Raw genomic sequence first — 14,206 nt, 5'->3', positions numbered from 1 at the left:
GTCACCCGAGCAGGCGGGCGAGCGTGGCGGCGGTGAAATCCACCATGGGCACGACCCGCGCATAGTTCAACCGCGTCGGCCCGATCACCCCGACCACGCCGACCACGCGCCCGTCATGCCCGCGGAACGGTTTGGCGATCACCGAGGATCCCGACAGCGCGAACAGCTTGTTCTCCGCGCCGATGAAGATCCGCGTCGCGTCGCCCGCGCGCGCCGAATCGAGCAGAGCGGCGATCTCCTGCTTGCCCTCGAGGTCGTCGAGCAGCCCGCGCACGCGCTCCAGGTCGGCGGTGGCGGCGTCGTCGAGCAGCCGCCCCTGCCCGCGCACGATCAGCACCGGACGGCGCGCGCCGTCCTCGCTCCACACCGCCAGCCCGCGCTCCACCAGCGCGCGCGCGGCGGCGTCGAGCGCGCTGCGCCCGTCGGCCAGCTCGCGCTCGAGCCGCTGGCGCGCCTCGGCGAGCGTCAGCCCGCCGAGCGTCGCGGTCATGTAATTGCCCGCCTCGACCAGCGCCGACGGATCGAGCGCGGCGGGCAGGTCGATCACGCGATTTTCCACCGCGCCGTCCTCGCCGACCAGCACCGCGAGCGCCTGTGCCGGCCCGAGCGGGACGAAGCCGATCGAGCGCAGCACCGCCTCGCGCTTGGGCACCATCACCAGCCCGGCGCAGGCGGACAGGCCCGACAACGCCGCGGTGGTGGCGGCGAGCGCCTCCTCCACCGGCCCGGCGGCGGCGGCGCGCGCCTCGATCTGCGCGCGCTCCTCGATCGAGGGTTCGCGCGCCTGCATCATGCCGTCGACGAACAGCCGCAGGCCGCGCTCGGTCGGCATCCGCCCTGCCGAGGTGTGCGGCGCCGCGAGCAGCCCGGCGGCCTCGAGCTGGGCGAGAACGTTGCGGATCGACGCGGGCGAGAGGTTGAGCCCCGCCTGCGCCAGCGCCTTGGAGCCGACCGGCAGGCCGCTGTGGAGATAGCCGTCGACGACGCGGCGGAAGATGTCGCGCGCGCGGTCGGTCAGCTCGGCGATCGGGGGCGAGGGCGTCACGTCGGCAATGTAGGCGGCGGCGGGGGCGGGCTCAACCGGGCGCGGGGCGGTGGCGGGTGAGCGGTGGGCGCGAATGTTGCGAATGTTGAGTCGCCGGCGCGTGTCGGCGCGAATGTTGAGTCGCGGGTGGGAGCGGCGCGGGGCGAGGAGGGAGCGAGCGGTCACCCGCGCGGTGTAGACGGACGTGCGTGGCGTAGGACAGCGCTCGCCACGGCAAATCCTCCCCGCTCGCGGGGAGGATCTTCGCTCGCTTTAATCGAACAGCCCGTCCTGGCTCCCCGCGGGCGGGTTCAAGCCCAGGTGCTTCCACCCGCCGGCGTTGAGCACGCGCCCGCGCGCGGTGCGCGCCACCAGCCCGAGCTGGATCAGATAAGGCTCGATCACCTCCTCGATCGTGTCGCGCGGCTCGCTCAGCCCGGCGGCGAGCGTCTCCACCCCGACCGGGCCGCCGCGGTACACGTCGGCGATCATCGAGAGATAGCGCCGGTCCATCGCGTCGAGCCCGAGCTTGTCGACCTCGAGCCGGTTGAGCGCGCGGTCGGCGACACCGGCGTCGACCGTCGCCGCGCCGGCGACATTGGCGAAGTCACGCACGCGGCGCAGCAGGCGCCCGGCGATGCGCGGCGTGCCGCGCGCGCGCCGCGCGATCTCGGCGGCGCCGTCGGGCGCGATGCCGAGCTCGAGCAGCCCCGCCGCGCGCGCGACCACGCGCGTGAGTTCCTCGACGGTGTAGAATTGCAGCCGCACCGGGATGCCGAACCGGTCGCGCAGCGGCGTGGTGAGCAGCCCCTGCCGCGTCGTCGCGCCCACCAAAGTGAAGCGCGGCAGGTCGATCCGCACCGAGCGCGCCGACGGTCCCTCGCCGATCATCAGATCGAGCGCGCGGTCCTCCATCGCGGGGTAGAGCACCTCCTCCACCGCGGGCTGGAGCCGGTGGATCTCGTCGATGAACAGCACGTCGCCGTCCTCGAGGTTGGTCAGCAGCGCGGCGAGATCGCCGGACTTGGCGATCACCGGCCCCGAGGTGGCGCGGAAGCCCACCCCCATCTCGCGCGCGATGATCTGCGCCAGCGTGGTCTTGCCGAGCCCCGGCGGGCCGAAGAACAGGACATGGTCGAGCGCGTCGCCGCGGCCGCGCGCGGCGTCGATGAAGACCCGGAGATTCTCGCGCGCGGCCTTCTGGCCGACGAAATCGTCGAGCGTCTTGGGGCGCAGCGCGGCGTCGACGTCCTCGACGCGGCGCGTGGATGAGATCAGGCGGTCGGCGTCGGTCACTGTTCGTTCCGTAGCGCGCGGCGGCGCGCGGGCAAAGCCCCGGTGGGTGGGCGCGAGGGCAAAGCCTTGGCGAAGGCGCGAGCAAGGCCGGCGAGGAGCGCGCGCGACCTGCCCCGTGGTCGTCATCCCGGCTCTCCCCTTCCGCCATCCCCCCTCCGTCATCCCCGCGCAGGCGGGGATGACGGAGGGAGAGGGACGATGACGCCACGCAGGCGCGACGATGATGCGAGGGGACGGCGGCAGCGGCCCACCGTCTCGGTCCAGCGCGAGAGACCGCTGCTTCTGGAAGAGGACCAGCCTCCGCCGGCTCACGCCAGCCGGTCGACCACCATCCCGCTGCTGCCCGGCGTGAGGCTGCCGTAGGTGGCGCCGCTGCCGAGGCTGGAGCGCAACTTGTCGAGCACGCGATCGAACTGGTCGAGCTGCGCGTCGGCGCGGCGCATCAGGCTGCCGGTCGATCCCGACCCGCCGGTCTCGCCGAAGAAGTCCTTGAGCGATGCGCCCGCGTCCGCGCTGAGCGCACCCCCCGCCACCTGCGAGTCGACCCGCGCCGCGATGGTGCGATCCGACGCCGGCGCCGCGGCCGGCGGGGTCGCCGCCGGGACCGCCGCGCGCGTCGTCGGTGCGGCCGCGGCGGCCAGCGACGAGGAGGACAACAGCGGCGTCAATGCGGTCACGAACAACTCCTTGCCGCGCCGGTGGCGCCTTCGACCAAAGGCTTAGGCCGAAAATGGTTGCTCAAAGGTGACCGGCTCGCCGCCGCTCCGACTCGGCTCGTCGCAGAAGATGTGAAAATGCCGCCTCGTCAGCGGGTTGCGTTATATTTCAGCTGATCGGGCGTGAGCTGGAAGCCGACCAGCGCCTCGAAGCTGGCCGAGGCGACCGCGGTGCGCACCTGCGGGTCGGCGAGCGGGTCGAGCGCGGCGTCCTCGTCGCCCGCCTTGCGCTTCTTGGTCAGCCGGTCGCGCACCTCGGACGGCAGCGTCGCGGCCGCGCGCGACACCGCGCTGGTCGCCTCCGCCGAGGCGGTAGCCACCGGCTGGCCGGCGTCGAAGTGGAGCGCGACCTGGCCGAGCCGCTTCGCCACCACCGAGCTGCCGCCGCGCGTGATCGCGATGAAATAGGGCAAGGTCACGTCGCGCGGCGAGTCGGCGCGGACGCGGCGCGCGCGCACGTCGAAGGTGACGCGCGTGATCACGTCGCTGCCCTGGTCGTCGCAGGTGGAGCGCACGTTGCTGATCGTCGCCACGGTGTCGATCGCGCTGGCGGTGCGGCTGGCGGGCGGGTCGAACAGGGTGACGTCACCCGTGCCCGCCGGGACCGCCACGGTCGGGCAGGCCGAGCGTACCGCGGTGATGCCCGCGCCGCCGCGCGACACGTCGATCTCGCCGGTGCGCGCGCAGCCCGCCGCGAGCAGGAGGACGAGCGACGCGGCGAGCGGGCGGTGGAGAGGCACGCCGGGAGGAGACACGGTGGGAGAATTCACAGGAGTATCCCGACAATCAGCACATGCGACAACGGGGCCGCGCGAACGGCCCCGGTCACGCCCGCAGCATAGGAACCGACTATCGCCGGAGCAAGCATTGGCGTAGACGCGGGCGCATGGCCGAACCCGTTCCCGCCCGCCGCCCGCTCGAGCTGCTGATCGCCGCCCCGCGCGGCTTCTGCGCCGGCGTCGACCGCGCGATCCGCATCGTCGAGCTGGCGATCGAGAAGCACGGCGCGCCCGTCTATGTCCGCCACGAGATCGTCCACAACAAGTTCGTGGTCGACTCGCTGAAGGCGAAGGGTGCGATCTTCGTCGAGGAACTGGACGAGGTGCCCGACGGCGCGCCCGTGGTCTTCTCCGCGCACGGCGTGCCCAAGTCGGTGCCCGCCGCGGCGCAAGACCGCGGGCTCGACTATCTCGACGCGACCTGCCCCCTCGTCTCCAAGGTCCATCGCCAGGCCGAGCGGCTGGTCGCGGCGGGGCGGCACATCCTGTTCATCGGCCATGCCGGCCATCCCGAGGTGATCGGCACCTTCGGCCAGGTGCCCGCCGGCGCGATGACGCTGATCGAGACGGTGGAGGACGTCGCCGCGCTCGCCCCCGCCGATCCCGCGAACCTCGCCTTCCTCACCCAGACGACGCTCTCGGTCGACGACACCGCCGCGGTGGTGGCGGCGCTGCACGCGCGCTTCCCGCTGGTGCAGGCGCCGCACGGCGAGGACATCTGTTACGCCACCTCGAACCGCCAGGCCGCGGTGAAGGCGATCGCGGCGGCGTGCGACGCGGTGCTGGTGATCGGCGCACCCAACTCGTCCAACTCGCTCCGCCTGGTCGAGGTGGCGGAGCGCCAGGGGATCCGCGCGGCGCTGATCCAGCGCGCCGCCGACCTCGACTGGGCGTTCCTCGACGGCGTCGGCACGCTGGGCCTCACCGCCGGCGCCTCCGCGCCCGAGCTGCTGGTGCGCGAGCTGGTCGACCGGTTGTCGACCCGCTTCGACGTGACCGAGCGCGAGGAGGAGACCACGCGCGAGACGATCGCCTTCAAGCTGCCGCGCGGGCTGGAGGCGGCGGCGGCGTAACGGAGCGGGCTGCCGGCTTTCCCGCGCCCGGCCCTCACCCACGTTCCGTCATCGCGGACGTGTTCCGGGATCCACCGTCCCGCACGTTCATCGGCGCGCGAGGACGCGGGGAGGTGGGCCCCGGAACAAGGCCGGGGTGACGGCGCGGGAGCGGCCCGCACCGCATCAAGAATCGCACCTCCGGGCTTGACCCGGCCTCCTCTCTTCCGCGAACGAACCGGCCGCGGGCGCTGGGACGGCCGCCACGAGGGGGCAGCAGGTGGCAGTCTACACGCAGGTATCGGCCGAGGCGCTCGCCGCCTTCCTCGCGCGCTACGACGCAGGCGCCCTGGTCTCGGCCAAGGGCATCGCCGAAGGAGTGGAGAATTCCAACTATCTCGTCGACACCACCGACGCGCGCTTCATCCTCACGCTCTACGAGAAGCGCGTGGCCGCCGACGACCTGCCCTTCTTCCTCGCGCTGCTCGACCACCTCGCCGCGAAGGGCCTGCCCGTGCCCCCCGCGATCGCCGACCGCGACGGCGTCGCGATCCAGCGGCTCGCCGGGCGCCCCGCCTGCCTGATCCGCTTCCTTCCCGGCGTCTCGGTGTCGCACCCCAGCCCGGCACAGGCGAACGCCGCCGCCCGCGCACTGGGCGAGATGCACGTCGCGCTCGCCGACTTCACGCCGACCCGCGCCAACTCGATGGGGCTGGCGACGTGGCGTCCGCTGCTCGAGCGCTGCGGGCGCGACATCGACACGATCCGGCCCGGCCTGTACGATCGCGTGGCGCACGCGCTCGACGCGATCGAGCGCGACTGGCCGCGCGACCTGCCGAGCGGCGCGATCCACGCCGACCTCTTCCCGGACAACGTGCTGATGCTGGGCGACGCGGTCACCGGACTGATCGACTTCTACTTCGCCTGCACCGACCTCACCGCCTACGACCTGGCGGTGATGCACTCGGCCTGGGCGTTCGACGCCGCCGGCGCGCCGGTCGACGCCGCGGTGGGCGCGGCGCTGCTCGCCGGCTATGCCGCGGCGGCGCCGCTCTCCGCCGCCGAGCGCGCCGCGCTGCCGCTGCTCGCACGCGGCGCCTGCGTCCGCTTCCTGCTGAGCCGCGCGTGGGACTGGCTGCACACCCCCGCCGACGCGCTGGTGACGCGCAAGGACCCGCTCGCCTATCTCCACCGCCTCGCCTGGTACGAGGCCCATCCGGACTGTTTCCCATGACCGAACTCACCCTCGTCGAGATGTTCACCGACGGCGCCTGCAAGGGAAACCCCGGCCCGGGCGGCTGGGGCGTGGTGATCCGCAGCGGCGCGCACGAGAAGGAGCTCTCCGGCGGCGACGCGGTAACCACCAACAACCGCATGGAACTGACCGCCGCGATCGAGGGGCTGAACGCGCTCACCCGCCCGTGCCGAGTCAAGCTGATGACCGACAGCCGCTACGTCATGGACGGGCTGACCAAATGGATCCACGGCTGGCGCAAGAACGGCTGGAAGACCGCGGACAAGAAGCCGGTCAAGAACGCCGAGCTGTGGCAGGCGCTGCTCGCCGCGGCCGAGCCGCACCGGGTCGAGTGGGAGTGGGTGAAGGGCCACGCCGGCCACCCCGAGAACGAGCGCGCCGACCGGCTCGCCAGCGACGCCGCGGTGGCCGCGGGGCGTGCCAAGCGGGGGTGAGAAGCGGCGGGTCGGCCTGACGGCAACGAGCGCGTCGACCATCAGCCGGAAGGTCATCGACACCCTTCCGGGCTTCCTGCGCGAAACGTCGGCGACGCTCCTCGCCTTCCGTCATCCCGGACTTGGTCCGGGATCCACACCTCCGCGAGAGCGACGCCTTGACGGTACGCGGCACGGTGGATCCCGGACCACGTCCGCGATGACGGAGAAATGGGGCAGAGCTAAGCTGCGAGCGCAGCACGGTGGATCCCGCTCCGACGCTGCCTGGCCTTCACTGTTCGCCACCCCACCGATTCCGCCTATCTTTCCCCAACCCACCGCCCTATCGCGGTCCGGCGACGTCGCATGCGACGGATCTCGGGCCGCTCTCGCCTCCCCATATCCCTTTCAAGCCAAACGAAGCCGGGGTGCCGCTCCCGTGGCAGCCCCGTCACCTGGGATGAAGGACGCCCCCATGATCACCGGCACCGTCAAATTCTTCAACGCCGACAAGGGCTATGGCTTCATCGCGCCGGAGGACGGCGGCACCGACGCCTTCGTCCACATCAGCGCGGTCGAGCGCGCCGGCCTGCGCACGCTCGATAAGGACCAGCGCGTCAGCTACGAGCTCGAGACCGACCGGCGCGGCAAGGTCTCGGCCGTCAACCTCCAGTCCGCCTGAGCCGCGCGATGGCGGTGGCCGGGGCGGCCCTCGGCACGCCCGACGTCGACGCGGACGGCCCCTGGGGCGTCCTCGTCGACACCGCCGAGCTGCCCGACGGCGGCCAGCTCCACCTGCGGCGCCACGAACAGGATTACGAAATCCTGTTCGGCGACGAGCAGCTGATGGGCAGCTGGGCAGTCCGCTCCGAGGAGGCGCTCGCCACCCTCGCGCTGCGCGGACTCGGCCCCGCGCCGCGCGTGCTGATCGGCGGGCTCGGCATGGGCTTCACCCTGGCCGCGGCGCGCGCCGTGCTGCCGCGCGAGGCGAGGATCACTGTCGCCGAGCTCGTCCCCGAGGTGGTCGCCTGGGCGACCGGGCCGCTGCGCCACATCCACGGCGAGTCGCTCGCCGACCCGCGCGTGTCGCTGGTCGTCGGCGACGTCCACGACGTCATCCTTCAGCAGGAGGCGCGCTTCGACGCGATCCTGCTCGACGTCGACAACGGCCCCGAGGGCCTGATCCACCTCGCCAACGAGCGGCTCTACTGCGACTGGGGGCTTCGCGCCGCGCGCGCCGCGCTCCGCCCCGGCGGCGTGCTCGCGGTCTGGTCGGCCTTTGCGGACGCCGACTTCACCGGGCGCCTGCGCGCCGCAGGCTTCGCCGTCGACGTCGCCACGGTCGATCCCGACGGCCACGGCGAGGCGCCGCCGCACACGATCTGGCTCGCTACCCGCTGACCCACAGCGGCGGGTGGCGGGTGGCGCCCGCCACCTGCCGCCCGCCACCCGCCGCTGATCGCAAGCGCATTGACGGGTGAGGCGAAAGTCGCGAGCCGCGCCAGACCCTTGAGCCCCCTTGTTGGCAGCGCGCCGCCGACATCATCGAGAGAACGGTGCCCGTGCGCTTACCCTCTATCCTCGGCCTTCGCTCGCACGACCTCGCGGTCGACCTCGGCACCGTCAACACGCTGGTCCACGTCGCCGGGCGCGGCATCGTCATCGACGAGCCCTCGGTCGTCGCGGTCGAGGAGCGCGACGGGGTCACGCGCGTGCTCGCGGTCGGGTCCGACGCCAAGCTGATGATGGGCAAGACGCCTGAGCATATCCGCACCATCCGCCCGCTGCGCGACGGCGTGATCGCCGACCTCGACGTCGCCGAGCAGATGATCAAGCACTTCATCGACAAGGTCCACGGCGGGCGCGGCCGGCTCCAGCGCCGGCCCGGTATGGTGATCTCGATCCCGACCGGCTCGACCCAGGTCGAGCGCCGCGCGATCCGCCAGGCGGCGCTGAGCGCGGGCGCCTCCGAGGTGCGGCTGATCGAGGAGGCGCTCGCCGCCGCGCTCGGCGCCGGGCTGCCGATCACCGCGCCGACCGGCTCGATGGTGGTCGACATCGGCGGTGGCACCACCGAGGTCGCGGTGCTGTCGCTGAGCGGGCTGGCGTACAGCAGCTCGGTTCGCGTCGGCGGCGACAAGCTGGACGACGCGATCGCCTCGCACGTCCGCCGTCGCCACAATCTGATGATCGGCGAGGCGACGGCCGAGCGGATCAAGCTGACGATCGGCTCCGCCAGCCGCCCCGGCGACGAGGCGGACCGGCCGATGCGCGTTAAGGGGCGCGACCTCGTCAACGGCATCCCCAAGGAGATCACCATCACCGAGGGCGAGGTCGCCGACGCGCTCGCCGACCTGGTCGGCCAGATCGTCGAGACGGTGCTGCGCACGCTCGGCCATATCAAGCCCGAGCTCGCCGCCGACGTGGTCGAGCAGGGGATCGTCATGACCGGCGGCGGCGCGATGCTGACCCGGCTCGACGAGGTGCTCAGCGCCGCGACCGGGCTGCCGGTGGTGGTGGCCGACTCGCCGCTGCTGTGCGTCGCGGTCGGCGCCGGGTTGGCGCTGGAGGACCCGCGGTTGCGCGACGCGCTGTCGCAGGGGTGAGGGGGGGCGGGTGGAGCGGAACTCACCCTCCCCTTCAGGGAGGGGCCCGGATGGGGCGGTTCCGCGAACACTGCCCTTGCGGAAGCCCCCCACCCCAACCCCTCCCCTGAAGGGGAGGGGCTTTTTCAAGCGACGCCCCCCTATCCGACCTATCCGATCAGCAGCCGCGCGCCGAGCGCCGCCGCCAGCGCCGGGATCATCGTCACCGCCCCTACCTTCAAAAATCGCCAGAAGCCGACGTCCTCGCCCTCGCGCCGGATCGCCTGCAGCCACAGGATCGTCGCGAGGCTGCCCGTGATCGAGAGATTGGGGCCGAGGTCGACGCCGATCAGCAGCGCGTCCACCACCAGCCGCGGCGGGTGCGCCTGCGCCACCGCTGTGCTGGCGACCAGCCCGGCGGGCAGGTTGTTCATCAGGTTGGAGCCGAACGCCAGCACCGTCCCCGCCACCGCCGCGCCGCGCACCGGGTCGGCCGCGGTGGCGCGCAGCGCCGCGGCGACCTGCGCGATCACGCCGGTGCGATCGAGCGCCTCGACCAGCACGAACAACCCGGCGACCAGCGGCAGCACGCTCCACGACACCTGCCGCGCCAGCGCCAGCGGCGAGCGCCGCGCCAGCGCGCATACCAGCAGCGTCGTCACCGCGCCGGCGACGCAGGTCGGCAGCCCGAGCGGCAGGTCGCGCGCCGACACCACCAGCAGCAGCAGCGCGGTCGCCGCGATCCCCGCCAGCGCGGCGCGGCCGCCCGCGGAGAGCGTCGTCGGCGCGACGTCGGTGGCGCAGCCGCCCGTCAGTCGCGCGCGCTCGGCCCAGCGCAGCGCGACGAAGGTCACGCCGATCGCCGCGAGCGAGGGCAGCGCGAAGGACCCGAACCATTCCCCCAGCGGCGGCATCCTGCCGCCGTACAGGACGAGGTTGGCGGGATTGGAGATCGGCAGCACGAAGCTGGCCGCGTTGGCGATCAGCGCGCAGGCGAACAGCAGCGGCAGCGGGTCCGCCCTGGCCTTGCGCGCCGCGGCATAGACCGCGGGGGTCAGCACCACCGCGGTGGCGTCGTTCGACAGGAAGGTGGTGGTGACGATGCCGGTGGCATAGACCAGAGCGAACAGCCGCCGCGGCGAGCCGCGCGCGCGCACCGCCGCGGCGGCCGCGACCCAGTCGAACAGGCCCTGCTCGCGGGCGGTCTCGCTCAGCAGCATCATGCCGATGAGGAAGAGGTAGACGTCGCCGCCCTTCGCCACCGCGCCCAGCGCCGCCTGCCACGGCATCAGCCCGAGCAGCAGCAGCAGCGCGGCGCCCGCGACCGCCCAGATCGCCTCGGGCCAGCGGAACGGGCGCGCGATCACCGCCGCGGTGGCGGCGGCGCAGATCCCCCAGGTCGCCCCGGCGCCGAGGATCACCAGGGCCCGCCGTTGGCGTTGGGGCCGAGCCGCGTGCCGAACAGGTGGCGCGACTCCCACGCGCCGATCGAGTGGACCGCGTTGCCGGGCGCGACCGGCCGGCCGCGCTTTGGCGCGTCCTTGCGCTCGCGCACCAGCACCTCGATCCGGTCGCAGGCGTCGCCGCTCGTCACCTCGAGGCAGTGGAGCCCGGCGCACGGCATCTCGATCATGGCGCGCCAGGTTGCGGCGTGGCCAGCATCGGGCACCATCGGCCAGTCGCGCCCGCCGAACCGGACCGTCGGCGCGGCGGCGCCCCGCCCCAGCACGCGCGCGACCACCTCGACCGGGCCGGGCGCGGGGACGTGGCAGGGATGATAGGGCCGGGTCACCAGCCGCACGTCGGCGGGGGACAGGATCTGGACGTGCGGCCAGGCGGCGTCGAGCGGGCGGAAGGTCCAGCTCGGCACGCCGTGGTGGACGCTCACCATCGAATAGCCGGGTACGCCGCCCGCCTCCTCGATCTGCGCGCTCGACCGCGTCGCGCCATAGACGGTGCGGCCGTCGTTGAGCAGCTCGTTGTAATGGGTGTGGCCGGTGTCGACGAAGGCGACCCCGGCGTCGGCGAACAGCGTCGCCAGCGCCTCGCCGCCGTCGGCGAGGTCGGACGGGAAGGCGTGCATGAACACCAGCGGGGTGAGCGCGGCGTCGTCGTCGCTCTCCGCGAGCGCGCGCGCCAGCCGGTCGCGCTGGCCCGCGCCGAGCCGGAAGTCGGGGCCGCCCGCGCCGGCGCTCACGATGTCGAGGAAGAGGCAGCGATGCCCCGCGATGACTCGGCTGAACGGGCGCCAGTCCTGCGGCGTGCCCGCGCGATAGGCCGCCAGGGTGCCGTCCTCGAAATCATGGTCGCCCGGGATCGTCAGCACGGGCAGGCGATTCCGCGCGAGCGCCGTGCGGATGACGTCATATTGCACGGCTCTCGCATGGTTGGCGTTGTCGCCCGGCAGGAACAGGAAGTCGATTCCCGCGGGCACCGCGGCGAGCTGCCGGACGACCCGTTTCAGCCGGCGCGGTCCCTCCCACCGATCGGCGGCGTCGGCGTGGAGGTCGCCGACATGGACCCAGGTGATGCTGCCGGTCACGCCGCCTGCTCCTCGCGCGCGCCGGCGCAGGCGGGGCGCAGCACCGCGGCGAAGCCGATCCACAGCGCCAGGCTGGCGAGCGCGAAGCTGCCGAGCACGTAAAAGGCGACGCGATAGCCCAGCGCCTGCGCCAGCCACCCGCCGATCGCCGGGCTGAGCGAGGCGCCGACGCCCTGCACCGTCATCACCGCGCCCTGGCCGACGTTGACCCGCCCGGTGCCGTCGAGCAGGCAGGCGACCAGCCCCGGCACCGCGACGCTCTGCAGCCCGGCGCCGATGCCGTCGAGCGCCTGTACCGGCCACACCCCCCAATGCTCGATGAAGCTGCCTGCGAGCGCGCCGCGCAGCGGCAGCGCGGCGAAGGAGATCAGCAGCACCAGCCAATAGCCGCGCCCCGCCGCCATCCGCATCGCCAGCAGCGAGGTGATCACCATCACGCCCTGCGCCACCATCACCGTGGTGGCGGTGAACAGCGCCGGGTTGCCCTTGCCAGCGCCCACCACCGCCAGGCCATAGAGCGGCAGCATCGCGCCGTTGCCGAGGTGGAAGCAGGCGAGCGCCGCCGCCAGGATCAGCATCGGGCGGTTGTCGAGCAGGGCGCGGAAGCCCTGCGCCGCACCGGCCGCGTCCGCGTCCTCGCCCTTCGTCTCCAGCCCGCGCGCGGCGTCATGGTCGATCGCGCGCTCGGGGATGCTCAGCACGCACAGGATCGCGAGCAATCCGAAGGCGGCGGCGAGGTAGAAGATCGCGGGCATGCCGAAGCGCCAGCCCAGCCAGCCCGACAGGCCTGCGCCCACCATATTGCCGGCGTGGTTCCACGCCTGGTTGCGCCCGTTCTGCGCGTTGAAGCCGCGCTGGCGGACGATGCCGAGCGTCATCCCCGTCACCGCCGGACCGATCGCGGCGCCCGCGATCGCGGTGGCGACCTGGCTCACCGTGACCACCCAGCCCGACTGCGACAGCAGGATCAGGAACGAGGCCATCACCGTGCAGATGCCGGTGACGATCACGATCAGCCGCTTCTTCTCGGTGGCATCGATCATCGCCCCGGCCGGCACCGTCATCACCATGCCCGCGACCCCGCCGACCGTCATCACCGTGCCGATCGGCCCGGCGGTCCAGCCGCGCTGCTGCAGGAACACGCCGAGGAACGGCCCGATGCCGGCCTGCATGTCCGCCATGAAGAAGTTGAGCGCCTGGAGCGCGCGGGTGGCGCGCGACCGATCGGCGTCCTCGTCGCGGATTGCCCCGGATATCTCGCCTGCTGCCGTCGCCATCGCCGCCTCCGGGATCGTGCGGCCCCTAACCCAGCAATCGTTTGAAATATCCGTATCGGCACTGATTTATGTCAGCGGCGTGGCAGCGTCAGAGCATGCGGGTGAGCAGCCGCGCGCGCCCGACCACGACGAGCGCGCGCGTCGCGACCCGCAGCGTCGGCCAGTCGGGATTGTCACTGTGCACCGCGACAGTCGCGCCTTCCGGGATCAGCCGCTTGACCGCCAGTTCCTCGTCGCGGCGGATGACGTAGATCGCGCCGCCAGCGGAGGGGCGCCGGTCGGCGGTGTCGACGAGCAGCCGGTCGCCGTCGCGTAGGGTCGGCGCCATCGACTCGCCCGCCACCGTGATCAGCGAGGCGGCAGCGGGAGTGATCCCGGCGGCGCGCATCAGCGCGCGCGGCACCGGCTCGGTGCGGAGCAGGCGCTCCTCCGCCACGCGCCCGTGCCCCGCCGCGGCGCGCACCGCCAGCCACGGCACCGCCACGTCCTCCTCGCGCGGGGCTGCGCCCAGCGCCGCCTCATCCAGCGCGAGGAAGTCGGCGAGCAACCGGCGCTCGCGCTCGGGCAGTCGCCGCGGCGAGCCGCGCAGCACGAACTGGCTGAGATAGGCCTGATTGCGCCCGATCATCCGCGACAGCGCGGAGAGCGCCACGCCGCGCTCGGCGGCGGCACGCGTGAGCGCCTGCTGCGGGGTCTCAGCCATGCGCGACCCTAGCCTGAGGATTTTTCCTCGACAAGTTGGAAAAGTGAGAACAGATGAAGAACGGGTGAGTCGAGGGAGATGTATCGATGAGTCTGTTGCTGGAGATCGAGCGCTATCTGCGCCGCACCGGCGTCGCACCGACCACGTTCGGGCGACGAACGGTCAACGACCCGCGGCTGGTCCGCGACCTGCGCTGCGGCCGCGTGCCGGGCGAGCGGATGAGGCGGCGGATCGAGGCGGTGCTGCGCGCGGGTGTGCGATGAGCGCGGGGCGTCTGCAGCGCGCGCTGGCGCGATCCGCGGCGCGCGCGGGCGCGACGGTGGCGATCGAGCGCCATCGCGCGGTGGCGTGGCACAGCGCGACCTTCACCGGCGACCGGCACGAACTGGTGCTGGCGGGGCGCAGCGACCCGCGGCTCGACGCCTGGCTCGACTCGCTCGACGCCGACGCGCTCGCGCTGCCGGGCCATGTACTGGCGGAGCTGCGCGTGGTGGCGCGCGCGCGCGAGTCGGGCGCGACGCACGCGCGGTTGGAAGGGGTGACGGTGGCGGCGGGTTAGGTCGT

At 73.1% G+C, this 14,206-nt stretch carries 16 protein-coding genes; 8 read left to right on the top strand and 8 right to left on the bottom strand.

The features are described from left to right. Position 1: 1 nt before the first annotated feature. The 4 genes from hrcA to KZ820_RS13620 all read right to left on the bottom strand — a co-directional run bounded on the left by hrcA (position 2) and on the right by KZ820_RS13620 (position 3,776). Complete coding sequence (hrcA, locus tag KZ820_RS13635) at positions 2–1,045, bottom strand: heat-inducible transcriptional repressor HrcA (protein ID WP_219749227.1); 1,044 nt, start codon at positions 1,043–1,045, stop codon at positions 2–4. 252 nt (positions 1,046–1,297) lie between these two features. Next, entirely contained in the window at positions 1,298–2,320 is a 1,023-nt protein-coding gene (ruvB, locus tag KZ820_RS13630) for a Holliday junction branch migration DNA helicase RuvB (protein WP_219749152.1), read from the bottom strand. Positions 2,321–2,628: 308 nt separating this feature from the next. Beyond that, entirely contained in the window at positions 2,629–2,997 is a 369-nt protein-coding gene (locus KZ820_RS13625) for a hypothetical protein (protein ID WP_219749151.1), read from the bottom strand. 128 nt (positions 2,998–3,125) lie between these two features. Continuing rightward, positions 3,126–3,776 (bottom strand): hypothetical protein, encoded by a 651-nt coding sequence (locus KZ820_RS13620; RefSeq protein ID WP_373369026.1) that lies wholly within the window; start codon positions 3,774–3,776, stop codon positions 3,126–3,128. 146 nt (positions 3,777–3,922) lie between these two features. Between KZ820_RS13620 and ispH the strand changes: the two genes are divergently transcribed. From ispH to KZ820_RS13590, 6 genes are all read left to right on the top strand, one after another. Beyond that, on the top strand, positions 3,923–4,888 hold the full coding sequence (gene ispH / locus KZ820_RS13615; protein ID WP_219749150.1) for a 4-hydroxy-3-methylbut-2-enyl diphosphate reductase: 966 nt from the start codon (positions 3,923–3,925) through the stop codon (positions 4,886–4,888). Positions 4,889–5,147: 259 nt separating this feature from the next. After that, positions 5,148–6,101, top strand: coding sequence for a homoserine kinase (thrB, locus tag KZ820_RS13610; RefSeq protein ID WP_219749149.1), 954 nt, complete (start codon positions 5,148–5,150; stop codon positions 6,099–6,101). Continuing rightward, positions 6,098–6,556, top strand: a complete 459-nt coding sequence (rnhA, locus tag KZ820_RS13605; protein ID WP_219749148.1) for a ribonuclease HI — start codon at positions 6,098–6,100, stop codon at positions 6,554–6,556. Before thrB ends, rnhA begins: the two co-directional genes overlap by 4 nt. Before the next feature lie 454 nt (positions 6,557–7,010). Beyond that, on the top strand, positions 7,011–7,217 hold the full coding sequence (locus KZ820_RS13600; protein ID WP_219749147.1) for a cold-shock protein: 207 nt from the start codon (positions 7,011–7,013) through the stop codon (positions 7,215–7,217). Between the two features lie 8 nt (positions 7,218–7,225). Next, a complete protein-coding gene (locus KZ820_RS13595) occupies positions 7,226–7,936 on the top strand; it encodes a spermine/spermidine synthase domain-containing protein (protein ID WP_258048154.1) in 711 nt (236 codons plus the stop codon). A gap of 161 nt (positions 7,937–8,097) precedes the next feature. Next, positions 8,098–9,141 carry a rod shape-determining protein gene (locus KZ820_RS13590; protein WP_308462227.1) on the top strand — a complete coding sequence of 348 codons (1,044 nt, stop codon included), beginning with the start codon at positions 8,098–8,100 and terminating at the stop codon, positions 9,139–9,141. A 149-nt stretch (positions 9,142–9,290) separates the two neighbouring features. On the opposite strand, the gene KZ820_RS13585 is transcribed toward KZ820_RS13590, so the two are convergent. The 4 genes from KZ820_RS13585 to KZ820_RS13570 all read right to left on the bottom strand — a co-directional run bounded on the left by KZ820_RS13585 (position 9,291) and on the right by KZ820_RS13570 (position 13,642). Beyond that, a complete protein-coding gene (locus KZ820_RS13585) occupies positions 9,291–10,541 on the bottom strand; it encodes an arsenic transporter (protein WP_219749146.1) in 1,251 nt (416 codons plus the stop codon). Next, positions 10,538–11,662 carry a metallophosphoesterase family protein gene (locus KZ820_RS13580; RefSeq protein ID WP_219749145.1) on the bottom strand — a complete coding sequence of 375 codons (1,125 nt, stop codon included), beginning with the start codon at positions 11,660–11,662 and terminating at the stop codon, positions 10,538–10,540. Before KZ820_RS13580 ends, KZ820_RS13585 begins: the two co-directional genes overlap by 4 nt. After that, positions 11,659–12,939: an MFS transporter gene (locus KZ820_RS13575; protein WP_219749144.1), complete on the bottom strand. Its 1,281-nt coding sequence runs from the start codon at positions 12,937–12,939 to the stop codon at positions 11,659–11,661. Before KZ820_RS13575 ends, KZ820_RS13580 begins: the two co-directional genes overlap by 4 nt. A gap of 88 nt (positions 12,940–13,027) precedes the next feature. Continuing rightward, complete coding sequence (locus KZ820_RS13570) at positions 13,028–13,642, bottom strand: S24 family peptidase (RefSeq protein WP_219749143.1); 615 nt, start codon at positions 13,640–13,642, stop codon at positions 13,028–13,030. 86 nt (positions 13,643–13,728) lie between these two features. Between KZ820_RS13570 and KZ820_RS13565 the strand changes: the two genes are divergently transcribed. Next, positions 13,729–13,905 (top strand): hypothetical protein, encoded by a 177-nt coding sequence (locus tag KZ820_RS13565; protein ID WP_183923801.1) that lies wholly within the window; start codon positions 13,729–13,731, stop codon positions 13,903–13,905. Beyond that, on the top strand, positions 13,902–14,201 hold the full coding sequence (locus tag KZ820_RS13560) for a hypothetical protein (RefSeq protein ID WP_219749142.1): 300 nt from the start codon (positions 13,902–13,904) through the stop codon (positions 14,199–14,201). The genes KZ820_RS13565 and KZ820_RS13560 overlap by 4 nt, the downstream gene beginning before the upstream one ends. Positions 14,202–14,206 lie beyond the last annotated feature (5 nt).

This window comes from Sphingomonas citri (assembly GCF_019429485.1).
Taxonomy (GTDB): domain Bacteria; phylum Pseudomonadota; class Alphaproteobacteria; order Sphingomonadales; family Sphingomonadaceae; genus Sphingomonas; species Sphingomonas citri.
This window is presented reverse-complemented; position numbering and strand designations above follow the sequence as displayed.

Excerpts from the sequence above, each read along its gene's own strand:
- ispH (WP_219749150.1), top strand. The coding sequence starts at position 3,923 with ATGGCCGAACCCGTTCCCGCCCGCCGCCCGCTCGAGCTGCTGATCGCC.
- rnhA (WP_219749148.1), top strand. The coding sequence starts at position 6,098 with ATGACCGAACTCACCCTCGTCGAGATGTTCACCGACGGCGCCTGCAAG.
- KZ820_RS13600 (WP_219749147.1), top strand. The coding sequence starts at position 7,011 with ATGATCACCGGCACCGTCAAATTCTTCAACGCCGACAAGGGCTATGGC.
- KZ820_RS13595 (WP_258048154.1), top strand. The coding sequence starts at position 7,226 with ATGGCGGTGGCCGGGGCGGCCCTCGGCACGCCCGACGTCGACGCGGAC.
- KZ820_RS13575 (WP_219749144.1), bottom strand. The coding sequence starts at position 12,939 with ATGGCGACGGCAGCAGGCGAGATATCCGGGGCAATCCGCGACGAGGAC.
- KZ820_RS13570 (WP_219749143.1), bottom strand. The coding sequence starts at position 13,642 with ATGGCTGAGACCCCGCAGCAGGCGCTCACGCGTGCCGCCGCCGAGCGC.
- KZ820_RS13565 (WP_183923801.1), top strand. The coding sequence starts at position 13,729 with ATGAGTCTGTTGCTGGAGATCGAGCGCTATCTGCGCCGCACCGGCGTC.
- KZ820_RS13560 (WP_219749142.1), top strand. The coding sequence starts at position 13,902 with ATGAGCGCGGGGCGTCTGCAGCGCGCGCTGGCGCGATCCGCGGCGCGC.